The sequence below is a fragment of the Collimonas humicola genome, from assembly GCF_018304945.1.
Taxonomy (GTDB): domain Bacteria; phylum Pseudomonadota; class Gammaproteobacteria; order Burkholderiales; family Burkholderiaceae_D; genus Collimonas; species Collimonas humicola.
Genome location: NZ_JAGQEE010000006.1, coordinates 352,379 through 368,862, shown reverse-complemented (window position 1 = coordinate 368,862; position 16,484 = coordinate 352,379). Strand labels below are relative to the sequence as shown.

Sequence of the window (16,484 nt, the reverse complement as noted above, 5' to 3'; positions counted from 1 at the left end):
CGACTTTCGCGAAAAAGCATCGCGAAAGTCGACTCTGACCCCAGATGACTCCGTCCATTTTCTGTGACGATGCCATGAACTTTGAAACTCTCAGCGGCTGGAACGGGTGCTGACATCCACCCACACCGCCAGCATCAGGATGCCGCCCTTGACGATCATCTGCCAGTAGGTGTCGACGTCCAGCATCGACATGCCATTGTCCAGGCTGGCCATCACCAGCGCGCCGATCAGCGCGCCGTACACCGTGCCGTAGCCGCCGCGCATGGAAGTGCCGCCGATGAAGCAGGCAGCGATGGCGTCCAGCTCGCCCATGTTGCCGGCGGAAGGCGAACCGGCTGCCAGCCGCGCGGTGTTGACCAAGCCGGCCAGCGCGCACATCACGCCCATGATGCCGAACACCCACAGCTTGACTGCCTGCACATTCACGCCCGACAAGCGGGTTGCTTCCATATTGCTGCCGACCGAATAGATGCGGCGGCCGAACACGGTTTGCGTGGTGATGTAGCTGAACAGGCCGAGCAAGGCCAGCAGCAGCAATACCGGCACCGGAATGCCGTCGTACGTGTTGAGGATACGTACGAAAGCCAGCAGCACCGCGCCGATCAGCGACACGCGCACGGCATCGCGCCACAAGGGCGGCACCGGCAAGCCGTGCAGCCGGCGGCTGCGGCGCTGCCGCCAGCTGAGCATCAGCGCCAGCGCAAACAGGCCGATCCCGAGCGCGATGCCGAATTGCGGCGGCAGATAGCCTTGTCCCAGGTACACAAGGTCGCTGGAGACCGGAGCGATGGTGAGGCCGCCGGTGACGCCCAGCAGGATCCCGCGGAACGCCAGCATGCCGCCCAGGCCGACGATGAACGAAGGAATCCGCATATAGGCGGTGAGATAGCCGTTGAACAAACCCAGCGCCAGGCCCATCAGCAGCACCAGCAGCAGGTTGAGCGGCAGCGGCATGTGATGCGTGACGTTCAGCACGGCGGCGACGCCGCCCAGCAAGCCGAGCATGGAGCCGACCGAGAGATCGATCTCGCCGGCGATGATCACCAGCACCATGCCGCAGGCAAGGACGCCGGTGATCGACATCTGGCGCAGCAGGTTGGAGAGGTTGCGCGGCGTGACGAAGCCGCCTTCTGTCTTCCAGCTGAAGAAAGCCCAGATCAGGGCGATGGCGATCAGCAAGGCCATGATCTTGTACTGCCGGAACAATTGCTTGAGGTTGATGCTGCTCATAGTGATTCCCGAAGATTGCCGGCAGCTGCGGCCGGCTGTGATATCGGCGGTCCTGTCCGCTGTGATGCCAGAGACTGCGGCGATTGGTCGATGGCCGCGGCCAGCACGGTTTCCTGGCTCAGGTCCTGGTTGATGAAATTGCCGCGCAGCTTGCCTTCGCCGATCACCAGCACGCGGTCGGAGACGCCCAGCACTTCGGCCAGCTCGGACGACACCATGATGATCGCCACGCCCTGCCGCGCCAGGTCGGCCATCAGCCGGTAGATCTCGGCCTTGGCGCCGACGTCGACGCCGCGCGTCGGCTCGTCCAGGATCAGCACCTTGGGCCGCGCCAGCAGCATTTTCGCCAGCACTGCTTTTTGCTGATTGCCGCCGGACAGGCTGGTGATGGGCAGGAAGGGGCTGGCTGTCTTGAGCTGCAGGCGGGCGATTTCACCCTGGACGGTTTTCAGCTCTGCTTCGGCGTCGATGCGGCTGCGGCGGGAAAAGTCCTTGAGCACGGTCAGCGTGATGTTCTGGCCGACGTTCAGGTCCGGCACGATGCCATGCTGCTTGCGGTCTTCCGGCACCATGCACAGGCCCATCCGTATCGAATTCAGCGGCGTGCAACTATCTACCCTGACCTTGACGCCGTCCAGCCAGATCTCGCCTTCACTACGGCCGGGATAGGCGCCGAACAGCGCCGACACCAGCTCGGTGCGGCCGGCGCCGACCAGTCCGGCAATGCCGAGGATTTCACCGCGCCGCAGGGTGAAGGAAATATCGTCCACTCTTTTGCGCGCGGGATTGTCGGCGTCGTAGCAGGTGACGTTGCGCGCTTCAAACATCACTTCGCCGATGTCATGCTCCTGGTCCGGAAACATGGCGGTGATTTCACGCCCCACCATCTGGGTGATGATCTGGTCGACATCCATTTCCCGCATAGGAGTGGTGGCGATGTGCTTGCCGTCGCGGATGACCGCCACGGTATCGCACACGGCGGCTACTTCATCCAGCTTGTGCGAGATGTAGACGCAGGCTACGCCCTTGGCCTTGAGATCGCGGATGATATCCAGCAGCACGGCAATCTCGGACGCCGTCAGCGACGAAGACGGTTCGTCCAGGATCAGCAGCCTGGCCTGCTTGTTGAGCGCCTTGGCGATTTCCACCAGCTGTTGGTGGCCGCCGCCGTATTGCATGACCGGCAGCGCCACATTGATGTCCGGCATTTTCAGTTCGCGCATCAGCTCGGCAGCGCGCCGGTACATGGCCGGATAATTCATGCGGCCGCCCGGCAGCGTGATCTCATGGCCCATGAAGATGTTTTCCGCCACCGACAGCTGCTGCACCAGCATCAGTTCCTGGTGGATGATGATGATGCCGGCCGCTTCCGTGTCGCGCATCGATTGCGACTGCAAAGGCTGGCCCTGCCACAGGATTTCCCCCTGCCAGCTGCCGCGCGGATAGACGCCGGACAGGACTTTCATCAACGTCGATTTGCCGGCGCCGTTTTCACCGCACAGGCCAAGGCACTCGCCGGCCCTGACCTTGATGTCTATGCCGTCGAGTGCGCGGACGCCGCCGAAATCCTTGACGATGCCCTGCATTTCCAGCAGATAGTCGGACATGTTCGTTCCCGCAGTAGTTGCGCAGTGATTGCGTGGGCGGCCGGCGCACGATGCAGCGCCGGCCGCGGTGTCATTGCATGCGTCTGCGTGGCGCTATTTGCTGCTGATCTGCGCTGCGGTGTAGAAGCCGTCGTTCACCAGGATATTGACGTTGGCGCTGGTGAGCGTGGTCGGCTTGAGCAGGATCGTGTCGACCTTCTTGGCGCCGTTCTCATACTGGGCGTTGTAGGCCGGCTTTTCATTGCGCGCCAGCTGCACCGACAGCTTGGCCGCTTCGGCGGCGATCAGCTTGAGCGGCTTGTACACCGTCATGGCCTGGGTGCCGGCGATCACCCGCTTGACGGCCGCAAGGTCGGCGTCCTGCCCCGAGACCGGCACCTTGCCCGCCATCTTTTGCGAAGCCAGCGCCTGGATGGCGCCGCCGGCGGTGCCGTCGTTGGAGGCAACGATGGCGTCGATCTTGTTATTGTTGGCGGTCAGCGCGTTCTCCACGATAGACAGCGCTTCCGTTGCGCTCCAGTCCTTGACCCATTGCTGGCCGACGATCTTGATGTCGCCCTTGTCGATGGACGGCTTGAGCACCTTCATCTGCCCTTCGCGCAGCATCTTGGCGTTGTTGTCGGTAGGCGAACCGCCCAGCAGATAGTAATTGCCCTTGGGCTGGGCCTTGAGCACGCCTTCGGCCTGCATCTCGCCGACTTTTTCATTATCGAAGGAGATGTAGGCGTCGATGTCGGCATTCAAGATCAGGCGGTCATAGGACACCACCTTGATGCCGGCCTTCCTGGCTTCCTTGATGGTGTTGCTGAGCACCGTGGCGTTGAACGGCACGATCACGATGACGTCGACGCCGCGTGAAATCAGGTTTTCGATCTGGGAAATCTGGCGCTGTTCGCTGGCGTCGGCCGATTGCACGAACACCTTGGCGCCCAGCTTGTCGGCGGCGGCGATGAAGAAATCGCGGTCGCGCGCCCAGCGTTCTACCCGCAGGTCATCGATGGAAAAGCCGATCTTCGGGTTCTTGGCATCAGCCATCGCGCTCGAACTGACGAGCGAAAATGCCGCCACGGACATCATCGCCAACAGGCTTTTTTTCAGGATCTGGTTCATTGCTTGGTCTCCTATCAATCGTTTTAGTTAACTTCGTATGACGACACTTGATAATTCATGGTGCTGAGAACACGGGTAATAACTGCTGGTACAACAACGCGAATTTCTTGCGGCGCTGCGCATGCTGCGCGTGCCGCTTGGCATCAGGCCGATAGGCAGCGATCAGCGGCGGCACCGGACAGATTTCGCTCAGGGATGCCTGGTCGCCGCTGCCGGCGGCGACGCCGATGCGAGCCAGCCGCGCCGCGCCCAAAGCCGGCCCGACATCGCCGCCCTGCCGCCGCGCAAGCTGGCGGCCGCTGATATCGGCCAGCATCTGCGCCCAGAAGGCGCTGCGCGAACCGCCGCCGATAAGGGTGATTTCGTCGGCGCCGATGCCGCAGCTGTCGACGGCGTCCATGCCATCGCACAGGCCGAAGCCGACACCTTCCAGGGCCGCCAGCGCCAGGTCGGCGCGAGTGGTTCCGGCGCGCATGCCGAAAAACACGCCTTGCGCATCGGGATTGTTGTGCGGCGTGCGCTCGCCGTTGAGGTAAGGCAGGAACAGCGGCGCGTCGGCGGCAATGCCTGCCGTGCCATGCCGTTCCGCATCAGCCAGCAGCGCGGCGACATCGGCATAGCCGCATAGCTGCGCCGTGAAATCCAGGCAGGATGCCGCCGACAGCATCACTGACATCAGGTGCCAGGTAGCAGGCAAGGCATGGCAGAAACTGTGCACGGCGCGCTCCGGATTGGCATGAAAGCCCTCGCTGGCGGCGAAGTACACGCCGGAAGTCCCGAGCGACAGCATGGCTTGCCCGGGGCGGACGATGCCGACCCCGATCGCGCCGGCGGCGTTGTCGCCGGCGCCGGCCACGACCGGTATCTGCTTCAGCCCCCAGCGCTGCGCCAGCCCGGCCTTCAGCGTGCCGGCGACGTGCGTACCTTCGTGCAGGAGCGGCATGTGCGCACGACTCAGGCCCGTGGCCTGCAGCAGTTCATCGTTCCAGTCGCGCCTGGCGACATCCAGCCACATGGTGCCGGCGGCGTCCGACATGTCGCTGGCGTAGTCGCCGGTAAGCTGATAGCGCAGCCAGTCCTTGGGCAGCAGCACCGTGGCGATCTGCGCGAATACTTCAGGCTCATGGCGCGCCAGCCACAGCAGCTTGGGCGCGGTGAAGCCGGGCATCATCAGGTTGCCGGTAATTTGCCGCGAGGCCGGCACACGCTTTTCCAGTTCAGTGCATTCGGCAAACGAACGGCCGTCGTTCCACAGGATGGCCGGCCGCAATACCCGGCCCTTGTCATCCAGCACGGTGGCGCCGTGCATCTGGCCGGTGAGGCCGATGGCTTCGATGGCACCGCCGGCGATGCCCATCTCCCTGGCCGCCTGCAGCAAATCCGCCAGCGCCTGTTCACAGGCGCGCCACCAGTCGGCGGGATCCTGCTCGCGCCACAGCGCGTTGTGCGAGGCCTGCGGCAGCAGCGGCAGCGGCTGGCTGGCGCTGGCCAGCACCTGGTCGCGGCGGTCCAGCAGGATCGCCTTGACGCCGGAGGTGCCCAGATCTATGCCGATGAACATGGCGTCAGCCGAAGATGGCGCGGTTGACCAGGTTTTCCAGCATCTCCTGGCGGCCGCTGACGGCCTGCGGATCGAGCTGCCTGGCAAACGCGTGTTCGGCGATCTCGCTCAGGCTCAGCTTGCCGGCCAGCATGTCCTGGCCGATGCCGCTGTCCCAGCCTGCGTAACGCTGGTTCTTGAACTGCGCCAGCAGATCGTTTTCGATCATGCCGGCGGCGCGCTCCAGCGACAGCGCCAGCACATCCATGGCGCCGACGTGGCCATGGAACAGGTCGACTTCATCCAGGCTCTGGCGGCGCACCTTGGAATCGAAGTTGAAGCCGCCGGTGCTGAAGCCGCCGGCTTTCAAGACTTCATAGGTGACCAGCGTCATTTCCTCAACGCTGTTGGGAAACTGGTCGGTATCCCAGCCGTTCTGCGGATCGCCGCGGTTGGCGTCGATGCTGCCGAGGATGCCGAGCGAAGCGGCGGTGGCGATTTCGTGATGGAAGCTGTGGCCGGCCAGGGTCGCATGGTTGGCTTCGATATTCACCTTGATCTCTTGCTCCAGGCCGTAATCCTTGAGAAAGCCGTAGACGGTGGCGCTGTCGTAATCGTACTGGTGCTTGGTCGGTTCCTGCGGTTTCGGTTCGATCAGCAGCGTACCCTTGAAGCCGATCTTGTGCTTGTGCTCCACCACCAGCCGCATGAAGCGGCCGAGCTGTTCGCGTTCACGCTTGAGGTCGGTATTGAGCAGGGTTTCATAACCTTCGCGGCCGCCCCACAGCACGTAGTTGGCGCCGCCCAGGCGCTGGGTCGCGTTCATGGCGGTGAACACTTGCGCCGCGGCGTAAGCGAACAATTCGGGATTGGGGTTGCTGGCGGCGCCGGCGGCGAAGCGCGGATTGCTGAAGCAGTTGGCGGTGCCCCACAGCAGGCGCACGCCGTTCTGTTCCTGCTTGCGTTCGAGCACGTCCAGCATCTGCGCGAAGTTGTTGCGGTATTCGGCCAGGCTGGCGCCCTCAGGTGCGACGTCGGTGTCGTGGAAGGTGTAATAGTCGACGCCCAGCTTGCTGAAGAACTCGAAGGCAGCGTCGGCTTTCTTGTGCGCCATCTCCATAGGGTCGCCGGCGCCGTGCCAGGGGCGGCGGAAGGTGCCGGCGCCGAAGACGTCGGAACCGGGCCAGACGAAGCTGTGCCAGTAGCATGCCGCCATGCGCAGATGCTCGCGCATAGTCTTGCCCAGCACCAGCCTGTCGGCGTCGTAATGCCGGAAAGCCAACGGCGACTGCGCCTGCTTGCCCTCGAAAAGAATGGGTGCAACGGAAGGGAAATAGCTCATCGATGGTCTCCGGTCGGGTGATGCTGCAGGCTGTGCAGGTGTGGCGCCATACTAGCAACCGGGGATAGCGCTTCACAATTACGAAATCCGCCAGACGCGCTACTGATTCTTTCTATTGCACTTGCACAAAACGGCATTTGGCCTGACGCCGGCAGCGCCGCTGGGTACAATCAGGCAAGGCTGGAATAACCGCGGTAATCGGTGACATATCGACAAGCCGGCCCAGACTCCCTGCAGGGAGCATGCTTGCAACAATCCAGGAGAGCGCAGGATGACAAAGGTACCGGCGGTGCACCGCATCGCCCTGCTATTCAACGGCAACAAGATCTTCGACCGCGACATCATCGCCGGCATCGGCGAGTACCTGAGCAGCACGCGCGCCGCCTGGGACCTGTTCCTGGAAGAAGATTTCCGCTGCCGCCTGCAAGGCATAGAGCGCTGGCAGGGCCACGGCATCATCGCCGACTTCGACGATCCGGCCGCTTGCGAAGCGCTGGCCCGGGTCAGCCTGCCGGTGGTGGCGGTGGGCGGTTCGTATGCCGAAGAGAGCGGCTATCCCGCCGACACGCCCTATGTCGCCACCGACAATTTCAAGCTGGTCAAGCTGGCCTACGATCATCTGATCGAAGCCGGCCTGCGCCGCTTTGCCTGTTTCAGCCTGCCGGAGGCGGCGGTCAACCGCTGGGCCCAGGAACGCGAGAAGGCGTTTGCCACGCTGATGCAGCGCGACGGCATGCAGGGCGAGATCTATCGCGGCGTCGGCACCAGCGCGCCGTCCTGGGATACCGCGGTGGAACAGCAGATCGCCTGGCTGCAGACGCTGCCCAAGCCGATCGGCATCATCGCCGTCAGCGACGCCCGCGCGCGCCAGCTGCTGCAGGCTTGCCTGTGCGCCGGCATCGCGGTGCCGGAACAGGTGGCGCTGATCGGCATCGACAACGATCCGCTGGCGCGCATCCTGACCCGGGTGCCGCTCAGCTCGGTGATCCAGGGCACGCGCGAGATGGGCCGCACCGCCGCCCACCTGCTGCACCAGATGCTGCATGGCGCGCGCCTGGCCGGCACCCGCATCCTGGTGCCGCCGGCCGGCATCAACGTGCTGGCGTCGAGTCGCCACGAAGCGCTCAACCATCCGCACGTGATGCAAGCCAGGCACTTCATCCGCCAGTACGCCTGCCAGGGCATCAAGACCGAACAAGTGGCCGATTACGTCGGCGTCTCGCGCTCGTCGCTGGAGTGGTACTTCCGGCGCGAACTGGGGCGCAGCGTGCATGACGAAATCCTGCGCTTCAAGCTGGACGCCGCCAAGAGCATGCTGGAGAAACAGCATGAAGAAACCCGCAGCATCGCCGAGATTGCCGTCAGCTGCGGCTTCACCTCGGTGCAGTACATGCACGCCGTCTTCAAGCGCGAACTGGCCTGCACGCCGCGCGAATACCAGGACCGGATGGCGGCCGCCGCCAGCCGCAACAACCAGACAGAAAAGCAATCCAGCCTATGAGCCAAGCCACCATCACCAGCACCAGCGCCGACCATGGCGTCACTCTCTACACGCTGCGCAATGCGCACGACATGCGGATCACCGTCAGCGACCGCGGCGCCACCCTGGTTTCCTGGTGGGCGCCGGACCGCTATGGCCGCGTGGCCGACATCCTGCTCGGCTATCCCGATTGCGATGGCTATCAAAGCAACCCACCCTACTTCGGCGGCCTGATTGGGCGCTGGGGCAACCGCATCGCCAACGGCCGCTTTACGCTGGACGGCGCCGACTACCTGGTCGACCGCAACGAAGGCAGCAACCACTTGCACGGCGGCGACAGCGGCTTCCACCTGGCGCAGTGGCAGGTCGAGGCCGGGCCGGATGCCTTGCGGCTGACGCTGGAGTCGGCGGAAGGCGACGCCGGCTATCCCGGCAACCTGCGGGTCAGCGTGCTGTACAGCCTGGACGACGAGGGCTGCCTGAGCATAGACTACAGCGCCGGCAGCGACGCGCCGACGCCGCTCAACCTGACTTCGCACGGCTACTTCAACCTGAACGGCGGCAGCGCTGATATCTACGACCATATCCTGGCCATCGCCGCCGACCGGTATCTGCAGATCGACGGCCAGCTGATTCCAACCGAGGCCGCCGACGTCGCCGGCAGCGCCTTCGATTTCCGCCAGCCGGCGCCGATCGGTCCGCGCCTGGCATGGCCGGATTCCCAGCTCAAGCTAGCCGGCGGTTTCGACCATTGCTATTGCCTGCGGCCCCAGCATTCCGGCCAGCAGGCGCCGGGCCAGGGCCGCAACGCCCAGCCGCTGCGCGAAGTGGCGACCGTCTACGATCCCGGTTCCGGCCGCCAGCTGTCGGTGGCGACCACCGAAAACGGCTTGCAGTTCTATAGCGGCAATTTCCTGGCGGGGATCCAGGGACGCGGCGCCGGCCCCTATGCCAGGCACGATGGCTTCTGCCTGGAAGCGCAGGCTTATCCCAACCAGATCAACGGCCCCGATGCGGAAGCCGTCATCCTGCGGCCAGGCCAGGTCTATCGCCAGACCACGACTTACCGGCTGACGGTGCGATAATCATCGTGCCGCCACTGAACCAACCGTGGCAGCCTGTGTCTGACCTGCGCTGAACTGGCGCGCTGGAAGCGGCCGGCACGCGCTACACCATTTTGGAGCATATCAGATTGACAATCCATACGAATTTCAAGGACCGGCGCTTTGATGCCCGCCTTTACAAAACGCAGGCACGCCGACCAGTATCATCCATGCAACGCCTCTTGCGACAAGTTTTTGCCTCCGTCATTATCGCCGCCGCCAGCCACGCGGCCCTGGCCCAAGCCCCCAAGACCGTATTCCTCGAAGAACTGACCTGGACCGAGCTGCGCGACCAGATCCAGGCTGGCAAGAGCACCATCATCATTCCCATCGGCGGCACCGAGCAGAGCGGACCGGATGTTGCGCTCGGCAAGCACAATGCGCGCGTCAAGATACTGTCGCAACGCATCGCCGAAGGACTGGGCGATGCGCTGGTGGCGCCGGTGATCGCCTACGTGCCTGAGGGAGGCTACGCGCCGCCAACCTCGCACATGCGTTTTCCCGGCACCATCACGGTGAGCGACGATGCCTTTGAAAAGATCCTGGTTTCCGCCGCCAACAGCTTCAAGGTGCACGGCTTCAAGAAAGTGGTCTTCCTGGGCGATCATGGCGGCTACCTGAACGATGTGCGGCAGGTGGTGGCGCAGCTGAACAAGGCCTGGGCAGGTTCTGCGGCGCGTGCCGTGATGCCGCCGGAATACTATGACGCCAGCTCCGACGGCTACGCCGCGATCCTGCGCCAGCGCGGCTTCCGCGACGACGAAATCGGCACCCATGCCGGCTTGGCCGACACCTCGCTGCAGCTGGCGGTAGCGCCGCAGATGGTGCGCCAGGAGCGCTTGCGCAACGCCCCCAAACTCGGCCTGGCGGACGGCGTGTATGGCGGCGATCCGCGCCGCTCCACGGCTGAACTGGGCCAGCTCGGCATCGACGCGATCATCGCGCGCACCGTCGCCGCGCTCAAGAAAGATACTGCCGCGCGCTGATGCGCCGCCCCCTATTTATTACGCTTCATTCGATCTAAGGAACTGTCATGCAATTCTTGTCTTATCGTTTAACGCAACTGGCCGCCGGCATCGCCGCTGTGTGCCTGGCCGCGACGGCATCCGCCGCACCCGCTGCGCCCGTCGCTGCGGCCGCAACCACCGTGGCTGGCATGCCGCCTGTGGTCAATCCTGCCAACCTGTACAGCGAAGCCGCCGCCGGCCGCTTCAGCCCGGCCGTGGCGGGCGCCCTGCCGCGCGTGTACGTGCCGAACCTGCGCTCGAACGAAGTCTATGTAATCGATCCGGCCACGCTCAAGGTGGTCGACAAATTCAAGGTCGGCTACAGCCCGCAGCACGTGGTGCCGGCCTGGGACCTGAAAACGCTGTGGGTGGCCAACAATGCCGAAGGCCGTTCCGACGGCAGCCTGACGCCTATCGATCCCAAGACCGGCAAGCCAGGCAAGGAAGTGATGGTGGACGATCCCTACAATATGTACTTCACGCCGGACGGCAAGGAGGCCATCGTGGTGGTCGAAGCGCATGCCCGCCTGGATTTCCGCGATGCGCACACCATGAAGCTGACATCGAGCATCGAGGCGCCGCAATGCAAGGGCATCAACCACGCCGACTTCTCGATAGACGGCAAGTATGCGCTGTTCACCTGCGAATTCGAAGGCAGCCTGGCCAAGATCGACCTGGTGAACCGCAAGGTGGCCGGCTATCTGCAACTGGCCAAGAAAGGTATGCCGCAGGATATCCGCATCTCGCCGGACGGCAAAGTGTTTTATGTGGCCGACATGATGGCCGACGGCGTGTACGTGGTGGATGGCGAAAGCTTCACCAAGATCGACTTCATAAAGACCGGCATCGGTACCCATGGACTGTATCCTAGCCGCGACGGCAGCAAGCTGTACGTGGCCAATCGCGGCTCCAACAAGGTGCACGGCTCGCGCAAGGGCAAGGGCAGCGTGTCGGTGATCGATTTCGCCACCCGCAAGGTGCTCAACACCTGGCCGATTCCCGGCGGCGGCAGCCCTGACATGGGCAACGTCAGCGCGGACGGCAAGATGCTGTGGCTGTCCGGCCGCTTCGACGACGTGGTGTACGCCATCGACACCAGCAGCGGCGAAGTCAAGTCTATCCCGGTCGGCATGGAGCCGCACGGCCTGACCGTGTGGCCGCAGCCGGGCCGCTATTCGCTGGGCCATACCGGCAACATGCGCTGAACGCCGGCAACCCCGGCTAGCCCTTGTCAGGCTGGTGCGCCGTGTAGGTGCGCCAGCTTCGCCCCTCCCCGCTCTCCCCTTTTGCGACTCCAGGATTCGGTTTGGCCCCTGGCCGGTCAACCCTTTGGCGCCGTTCCGCGTTTATTCAGATTGCAGCCGGGGATTTATCCCTGGCGACGTCGAATTTTAAAAAACAGCGGAAAACACATCCTATGGATCTTCAGAAAGCACGCGACTGGACCGACTTTCTCCTCAAATCCTTCGCCATCGCTGCCATTATCGCCAGCGGCCTGTGGGCCGCTTTTGAGTTTTCGGCAACAGGCAGGTCCGACACCAATATCCAGGTCCTGGTATCGGCCGAAAGCAGGTCCTACACCGACACGCAGAGCTTGCTGATCATCCACGTCAAACCGAAGAACATCGGCAAGGTAGTGGTGAGGCCGGGCGAGGATGGCTTGCTGGTCACGGTCAGGAAGATTCCCGGCGACGCCAAGGACGGCATCATGCGGCTGGACGCCTTGCCGCTGCTGTACAGCACCGACCTGCTGAAGCGCTACCTGGACGGCTATGAAATCGAGCCGGGCGCGGAATACGATGAAATCCTGACGATCGTGGTGCCCAAGGGTTCGCTGTACGCGGTCAGGGCCGAGCTCGATATCGGCAACGAAGATGAAGTCGACCATACCACCATCGTGCGCGCCGAAGCAGCCGACAGCATGGCTAAATAAAGGCCTCAGCTAAAGTCGATGCGATAGAAATCCGTCATCGCATGCTTGGGATTGGGTCCCAGCCAATACCAGCCGTGCCGGTCGTAGGCCTTGAGCGCAGGCAGGTTGGTTTTGCTGGCGGTCAGCACGGCGCCGCTGCAGCCGGCCATGATCAGCTGGTCTTCGACAAAGCGGTGCAGCTGGTCGAATACGCCGATGCCGCGGTATTCCGGGATCAGGTAGAACAGGTGCACATAGCCCAGCTTGTCCCACTCGGAGAAACTGCGGAATTCCAGCTGGCCGATGATGCGGCCCGCATGCCACACATGGTAGTAGCACCATGCGGCATCGTCCTTGCGCTGTTCAATCTTATTGCGGTAGATGCAGCCTTCCGCGCCGGCCTCCTTCCAGAACTCCTCATCCGAACCGAAGCTGCAGATGAAAGAATCCAGCCTGAATGTCAGCATCCGGTTGAAATTGTTGTTCAGGTCTATCTTTTTATACTGGATGTCCATGGGTCGGTCTTTCCAAGGCCGGCGACACCCGCCGGATTTCCGGGCAAGCCATGGCTACACATTACCCCTGGCCGCGCAATTGGTAAAGAGCTGCTGCGGCGCTTAGAAAAAAGGATCGGGAATATGGCCGGTGGCGTGGTAAGCGTGCCGCATCTGGCCCGGGGTCAGCGCTTCATCGATCAGCACCCTGACCAGCACAAAATCCTGCCAGCGCCCCAGCGCCACATAATGGATATCGTCCAGGCGCCGGAACGCCAGGCCCAGGATTTCCTTGAAGCCGTCGGCCTTGCGGATTTCTGCGGAGGCAGGCACCAGCCTCGACGCCAGGTGCGCATGCATGGCGGCAGCGCTAGCGCCGCGCAGGTAAGCGACCCTGGCCATGGTTTGCGCGACCTTGCCATGGAAAGCCAGATTGCCGTTCGCCGGCGAGAACAAGCCTTTGACAAAAAACTTCGCCGACAGCTGCAAGGCTTCACCGCGGGCCTGCGCGAAGGCCTCGGTGAAATCGCACTTGAGCGAGGAGCCGCAGAAAAAGACATCCTGGTCGATCGAACTGAGCACCGCCAGCACAAAGGGCAAACGATCATCCGTGGTGTAGTAGGCAATGTAGTAGCCGTTGTCCAGATGCTCTGTCTCATCGAGCCGCACCAGCGGCCGGCCGGAGTACCACATCGAAAGCAATATGTGCTGTTCAAGCAGTTCAAGGCTGGCGTGTTCGATAGCCATCCCGATATTCCGGTGCAGCCCGAGGCCGTTGGTGCTGGCCACGGCAGCGGCGCCGGCCTCCTTTTCCCCCAGCAGCAGCTGGCGGGCGAAGTAAGGGCCGGCCTGGCCGGCGCGGAACAGGTAGCGGCCCCGCAAGCCGGCGGCAGACTGCTTATGGCTGAACAGCGCAAGCGAGGCCAGCATTTTCTGGAGTATCTCGCAGCATGAGCCGGACATTGCGGCCTCCAGATCCTGGTGCGAGGCATGTCCGAAATAGGCGTGTTCATCGCAGCCGCGGCTGGTGAACCGGACAGTGCTTTCGACGCAGTGCAGGCTGGCGTCGAGGGGATGGGTAAACCAGGTGCTGTGCACTGGCACGCCGAAGAACTCATGCTGCAGAACTTCAAGGCGGGATTCAATCAACTCAGGCAACATGCTATTCATGGCTCGCAAATCGTTCAGCAATTTCCGGACAACCTGCGCTGGATGGATGCAAGTTGTCTTTCCGTACATTTTGTGTGGAACGGCTCCAGAGTAGCAGCGCGACTATGACGCAACAACTGGCAAATTTGATAGTTGCGCTGCGTGGCAGGCATGAAAACATGTGCCAGACATGTGCCAAAACAACATTGAAAAAAAAAGGGCCTGCGTTGCACAGGCCCTTCCTGGTACGGCTCGCTGCCGCCATCCGCCCGAAGCACTGGCGCAGCGACGCTCCCTGACGGGGCCTTAGCTGGTCAATGCCATTGCCGGATCGCTGACGCTGTGGGCGCCGGTCTCCATGCGGCCGGCAAAGCGCCGGGTGAAGCCGCCGACCGGCACGGTGGCCGTGAAGTCATACCAGTTGCCCTGGCTGCCGACCGGCCAGTGCTGGTCCAGCTGCATGCCGGCGGGGACATGGAAGGTCCACGGTCCCGCCTTGCGGTAGGCGTTGAGCTTGACGGTGACGACGCAGGATTTCTCGCCGCGGTTCATCATCGTCAAACAAATCCGCTTGCTGAAGACGTCGTAGCTCAGCTTGACTTCCGGCACTGCGCCATCGTCCGCATCCAACGTCGACAGATTGCCCTGGAAGGCGCGATGGAAGCCGTTCGGGCCCAGCACCCACAGATCGTAGGCGCCGCGGTCGGCGTTCAGGTCCCAGCTGTCTTGCCATTCCTTGCCGGCTTCCAGCGCATAGCGGCGCGGCACCCGGTCCAGGTGCAGGCGATCGTAGACGTGGAATACCGCAGCGGCCCTGCCGGTATTGCGGAAGGTCAGCACGATATCGTTGCGCCGCACGTGGGTGCGGGCGTGAACGTGCAATTCATAGGGCAAGGCGCGCGACGGCCGGATGCCGGCGCTCTGCATCGGCCACACCTGGCTGCCTTCGGACGGCAGCGCCACTTGCTTCAGCTTCTCTTGCTGGGCGCGCACCGCATCGGCTTCGGCGCGGCTGCGCTTGGGCAGCGTCGGCAGCACCTCATCGTTCGGATGGGCAAAGTTGAAGGCCGACAGCAGATCGCCGCAGACCGCCTTGCGGTAGGGACTGATGTTTTCTTCCTTGACGTGGAAGCGGGCTTCCAGGAAGCGCAGCACCGAAGTATGGTCGAACACTTGCGAGTTGACCCAGCCGCCGCGGCTCCATGGCGACACCACATACATCGGTACCCGCGGGCCGGGGCCGTAAGGATGCTTTTCGTAAGCGGCTGAAGCCTTGCTGGAAAAATACTCGCCATCGGTCGAGATGCTGGAATAGCCGGCCAGCTCGCCATCCTGGTAGCCTGGCGCGCAAGGCGGCGGCACGTGGTCGAAAAAGCCGTCGTTCTCGTCGAAATTGATCAGCAATACGGTCTTGCTCCACACCGCCGGATTGGCAGTCAGCGCGTTCAGCACTTCCTGCACATACCAGGCGCCCTGCACCGGGCTGGACGGGCCCGGGTGTTCGCTGTAGGTGGCTGGCGCCACGATCCAGGAAACCTGCGGCAAGGCGCCGGCGCCGATGTCTTCTTTCAGCGCAGCCAGGAAGCCGCCGTCCGGCATGGTGTTGCCGACGCCCTTGAACAGCGGATTGCCGGCGTCGTCGCTGGGTTGCCAGGCTGGATAAGGGGCGCCGCCATTGTCGCCGCCGGCGACGTTGCCGCGCAGTTCATTGGACTGGCGATAGGCGACGAAGCCGGCCAGCGGATTGTCGGTGAAATTGTCCGGCATGTTTTGGTAAACCTTCCACGACACGCCCTGTTTTTGCAGGCGCTCTGGATAGGTCTTCCAGCTGTAGCTGGTCGGCGAGGTGGAGACTTCCAGATGATCTTGCGAGTTGTCGATGGCCGGGCCGCCCTTGTCGCCTGCCGGATTGTTGGTGCCGGTCCAGTGGTACAGGCGGTTGGTATTGGTGCCGCCATGGAAGGAGCAATGATAAGCGTCGCATACCGTGAAAGCGTTCGCCAGCGCAAACTGGAAATCCAGTTCCACCGCGGTGTAGTAACCCATCGACTGCGTCTGCTTGTAGGTCGGCCAGCTGTTCATCCGCCCCAGGTCCCAGGCTTCCTGCGCATTGTCATAGGTATGCGGGGTGCCGTTGACGCGCTGGGCGTTGCCGATCCTGCTGTCCAGATGGTAAGGCAGGATCACGCGCGACTGCTTGCTGCTGTTGATGTAAGTCTGCTGCATGACGTTGCGGTTGCCGGCCAGCGGAATCGGGAAACGGTCGGCGAAGCCGCGCACGCCGTGCAGGGTGCCGAAGTAGTGGTCGAAGGAACGGTTTTCCTGCATCAGGATGACCACGTGTTCAACGTCGCGGATGGTGCCGGTCTTGTTGTTGGCGGGGATCGCCAGCGCCCTGCGGATGGCTTCCGGAAAGGCCGCATTGGCGTTCATGGAATAAGCGGTGGCGGCAACGGCGGCGCCTGCGGTGCGCAAGAAATGGCGGCGGTTCTTTGGAGTCATGGTCCTGT

13 protein-coding genes are annotated in these 16,484 nt (G+C 63.1%); 5 read left to right on the top strand and 8 right to left on the bottom strand.

The window, feature by feature from the left end; all coding sequences use genetic code 11:
• Positions 1-90: 90 nt before the first annotated feature.
• From KHU30_RS19140 to xylA, 5 genes are all read right to left on the bottom strand, one after another.
• Positions 91-1,230, bottom strand: coding sequence for a sugar ABC transporter permease (locus tag KHU30_RS19140; RefSeq protein ID WP_211444202.1), 1,140 nt, complete (start codon positions 1,228-1,230; stop codon positions 91-93).
• On the bottom strand, positions 1,227-2,837 hold the full coding sequence (gene xylG / locus KHU30_RS19135) for a D-xylose ABC transporter ATP-binding protein (RefSeq protein WP_211444201.1): 1,611 nt from the start codon (positions 2,835-2,837) through the stop codon (positions 1,227-1,229). The genes KHU30_RS19140 and xylG overlap by 4 nt, the downstream gene beginning before the upstream one ends.
• Positions 2,838-2,930: 93 nt before the next feature.
• Complete coding sequence (xylF, locus tag KHU30_RS19130) at positions 2,931-3,947, bottom strand: D-xylose ABC transporter substrate-binding protein (RefSeq protein WP_211444200.1); 1,017 nt, start codon at positions 3,945-3,947, stop codon at positions 2,931-2,933.
• Positions 3,948-4,002: 55 nt separating this feature from the next.
• Positions 4,003-5,508, bottom strand: coding sequence for a xylulokinase (gene xylB / locus KHU30_RS19125; protein WP_211444199.1), 1,506 nt, complete (start codon positions 5,506-5,508; stop codon positions 4,003-4,005).
• A 4-nt stretch (positions 5,509-5,512) separates the two neighbouring features.
• Entirely contained in the window at positions 5,513-6,829 is a 1,317-nt protein-coding gene (gene xylA, locus KHU30_RS19120; protein WP_211444198.1) for a xylose isomerase, read from the bottom strand.
• Positions 6,830-7,100: 271 nt separating this feature from the next.
• On the opposite strand from xylA, the gene KHU30_RS19115 reads away from it, so the two are divergent.
• The 5 genes from KHU30_RS19115 to KHU30_RS19095 all read left to right on the top strand — a co-directional run bounded on the left by KHU30_RS19115 (position 7,101) and on the right by KHU30_RS19095 (position 12,352).
• On the top strand, positions 7,101-8,330 hold the full coding sequence (locus tag KHU30_RS19115; RefSeq protein ID WP_211444197.1) for a XylR family transcriptional regulator: 1,230 nt from the start codon (positions 7,101-7,103) through the stop codon (positions 8,328-8,330).
• Positions 8,327-9,394, top strand: a complete 1,068-nt coding sequence (locus KHU30_RS19110; RefSeq protein ID WP_211444196.1) for an aldose epimerase family protein — start codon at positions 8,327-8,329, stop codon at positions 9,392-9,394. Before KHU30_RS19115 ends, KHU30_RS19110 begins: the two co-directional genes overlap by 4 nt.
• Positions 9,395-9,582: 188 nt before the next feature.
• Positions 9,583-10,398 (top strand): creatininase family protein, encoded by an 816-nt coding sequence (locus tag KHU30_RS19105; RefSeq protein WP_211444195.1) that lies wholly within the window; start codon positions 9,583-9,585, stop codon positions 10,396-10,398.
• 47 nt (positions 10,399-10,445) lie between these two features.
• Positions 10,446-11,624, top strand: a complete 1,179-nt coding sequence (locus tag KHU30_RS19100; protein ID WP_211444194.1) for a YncE family protein — start codon at positions 10,446-10,448, stop codon at positions 11,622-11,624.
• Positions 11,625-11,836: 212 nt separating this feature from the next.
• Positions 11,837-12,352: a hypothetical protein gene (locus KHU30_RS19095; protein WP_211444193.1), complete on the top strand. Its 516-nt coding sequence runs from the start codon at positions 11,837-11,839 to the stop codon at positions 12,350-12,352.
• 5 nt (positions 12,353-12,357) lie between these two features.
• Here KHU30_RS19095 and KHU30_RS19090 read toward each other — a convergent pair whose 3' ends face one another.
• The 3 genes from KHU30_RS19090 to KHU30_RS19080 all read right to left on the bottom strand — a co-directional run bounded on the left by KHU30_RS19090 (position 12,358) and on the right by KHU30_RS19080 (position 16,476).
• Positions 12,358-12,846 (bottom strand): GNAT family N-acetyltransferase, encoded by a 489-nt coding sequence (locus KHU30_RS19090; protein WP_211444192.1) that lies wholly within the window; start codon positions 12,844-12,846, stop codon positions 12,358-12,360.
• Positions 12,847-12,948: 102 nt separating this feature from the next.
• The gene (locus tag KHU30_RS19085) at positions 12,949-13,995 is read right to left on the bottom strand and encodes a YcaO-like family protein (protein ID WP_211444191.1); all 1,047 of its coding nucleotides are present in this window, start codon (positions 13,993-13,995) and stop codon (positions 12,949-12,951) included.
• 285 nt (positions 13,996-14,280) lie between these two features.
• Entirely contained in the window at positions 14,281-16,476 is a 2,196-nt protein-coding gene (locus tag KHU30_RS19080) for a phosphocholine-specific phospholipase C (protein WP_211444190.1), read from the bottom strand.
• Between the last annotated feature and the right edge of the window lie 8 nt (positions 16,477-16,484).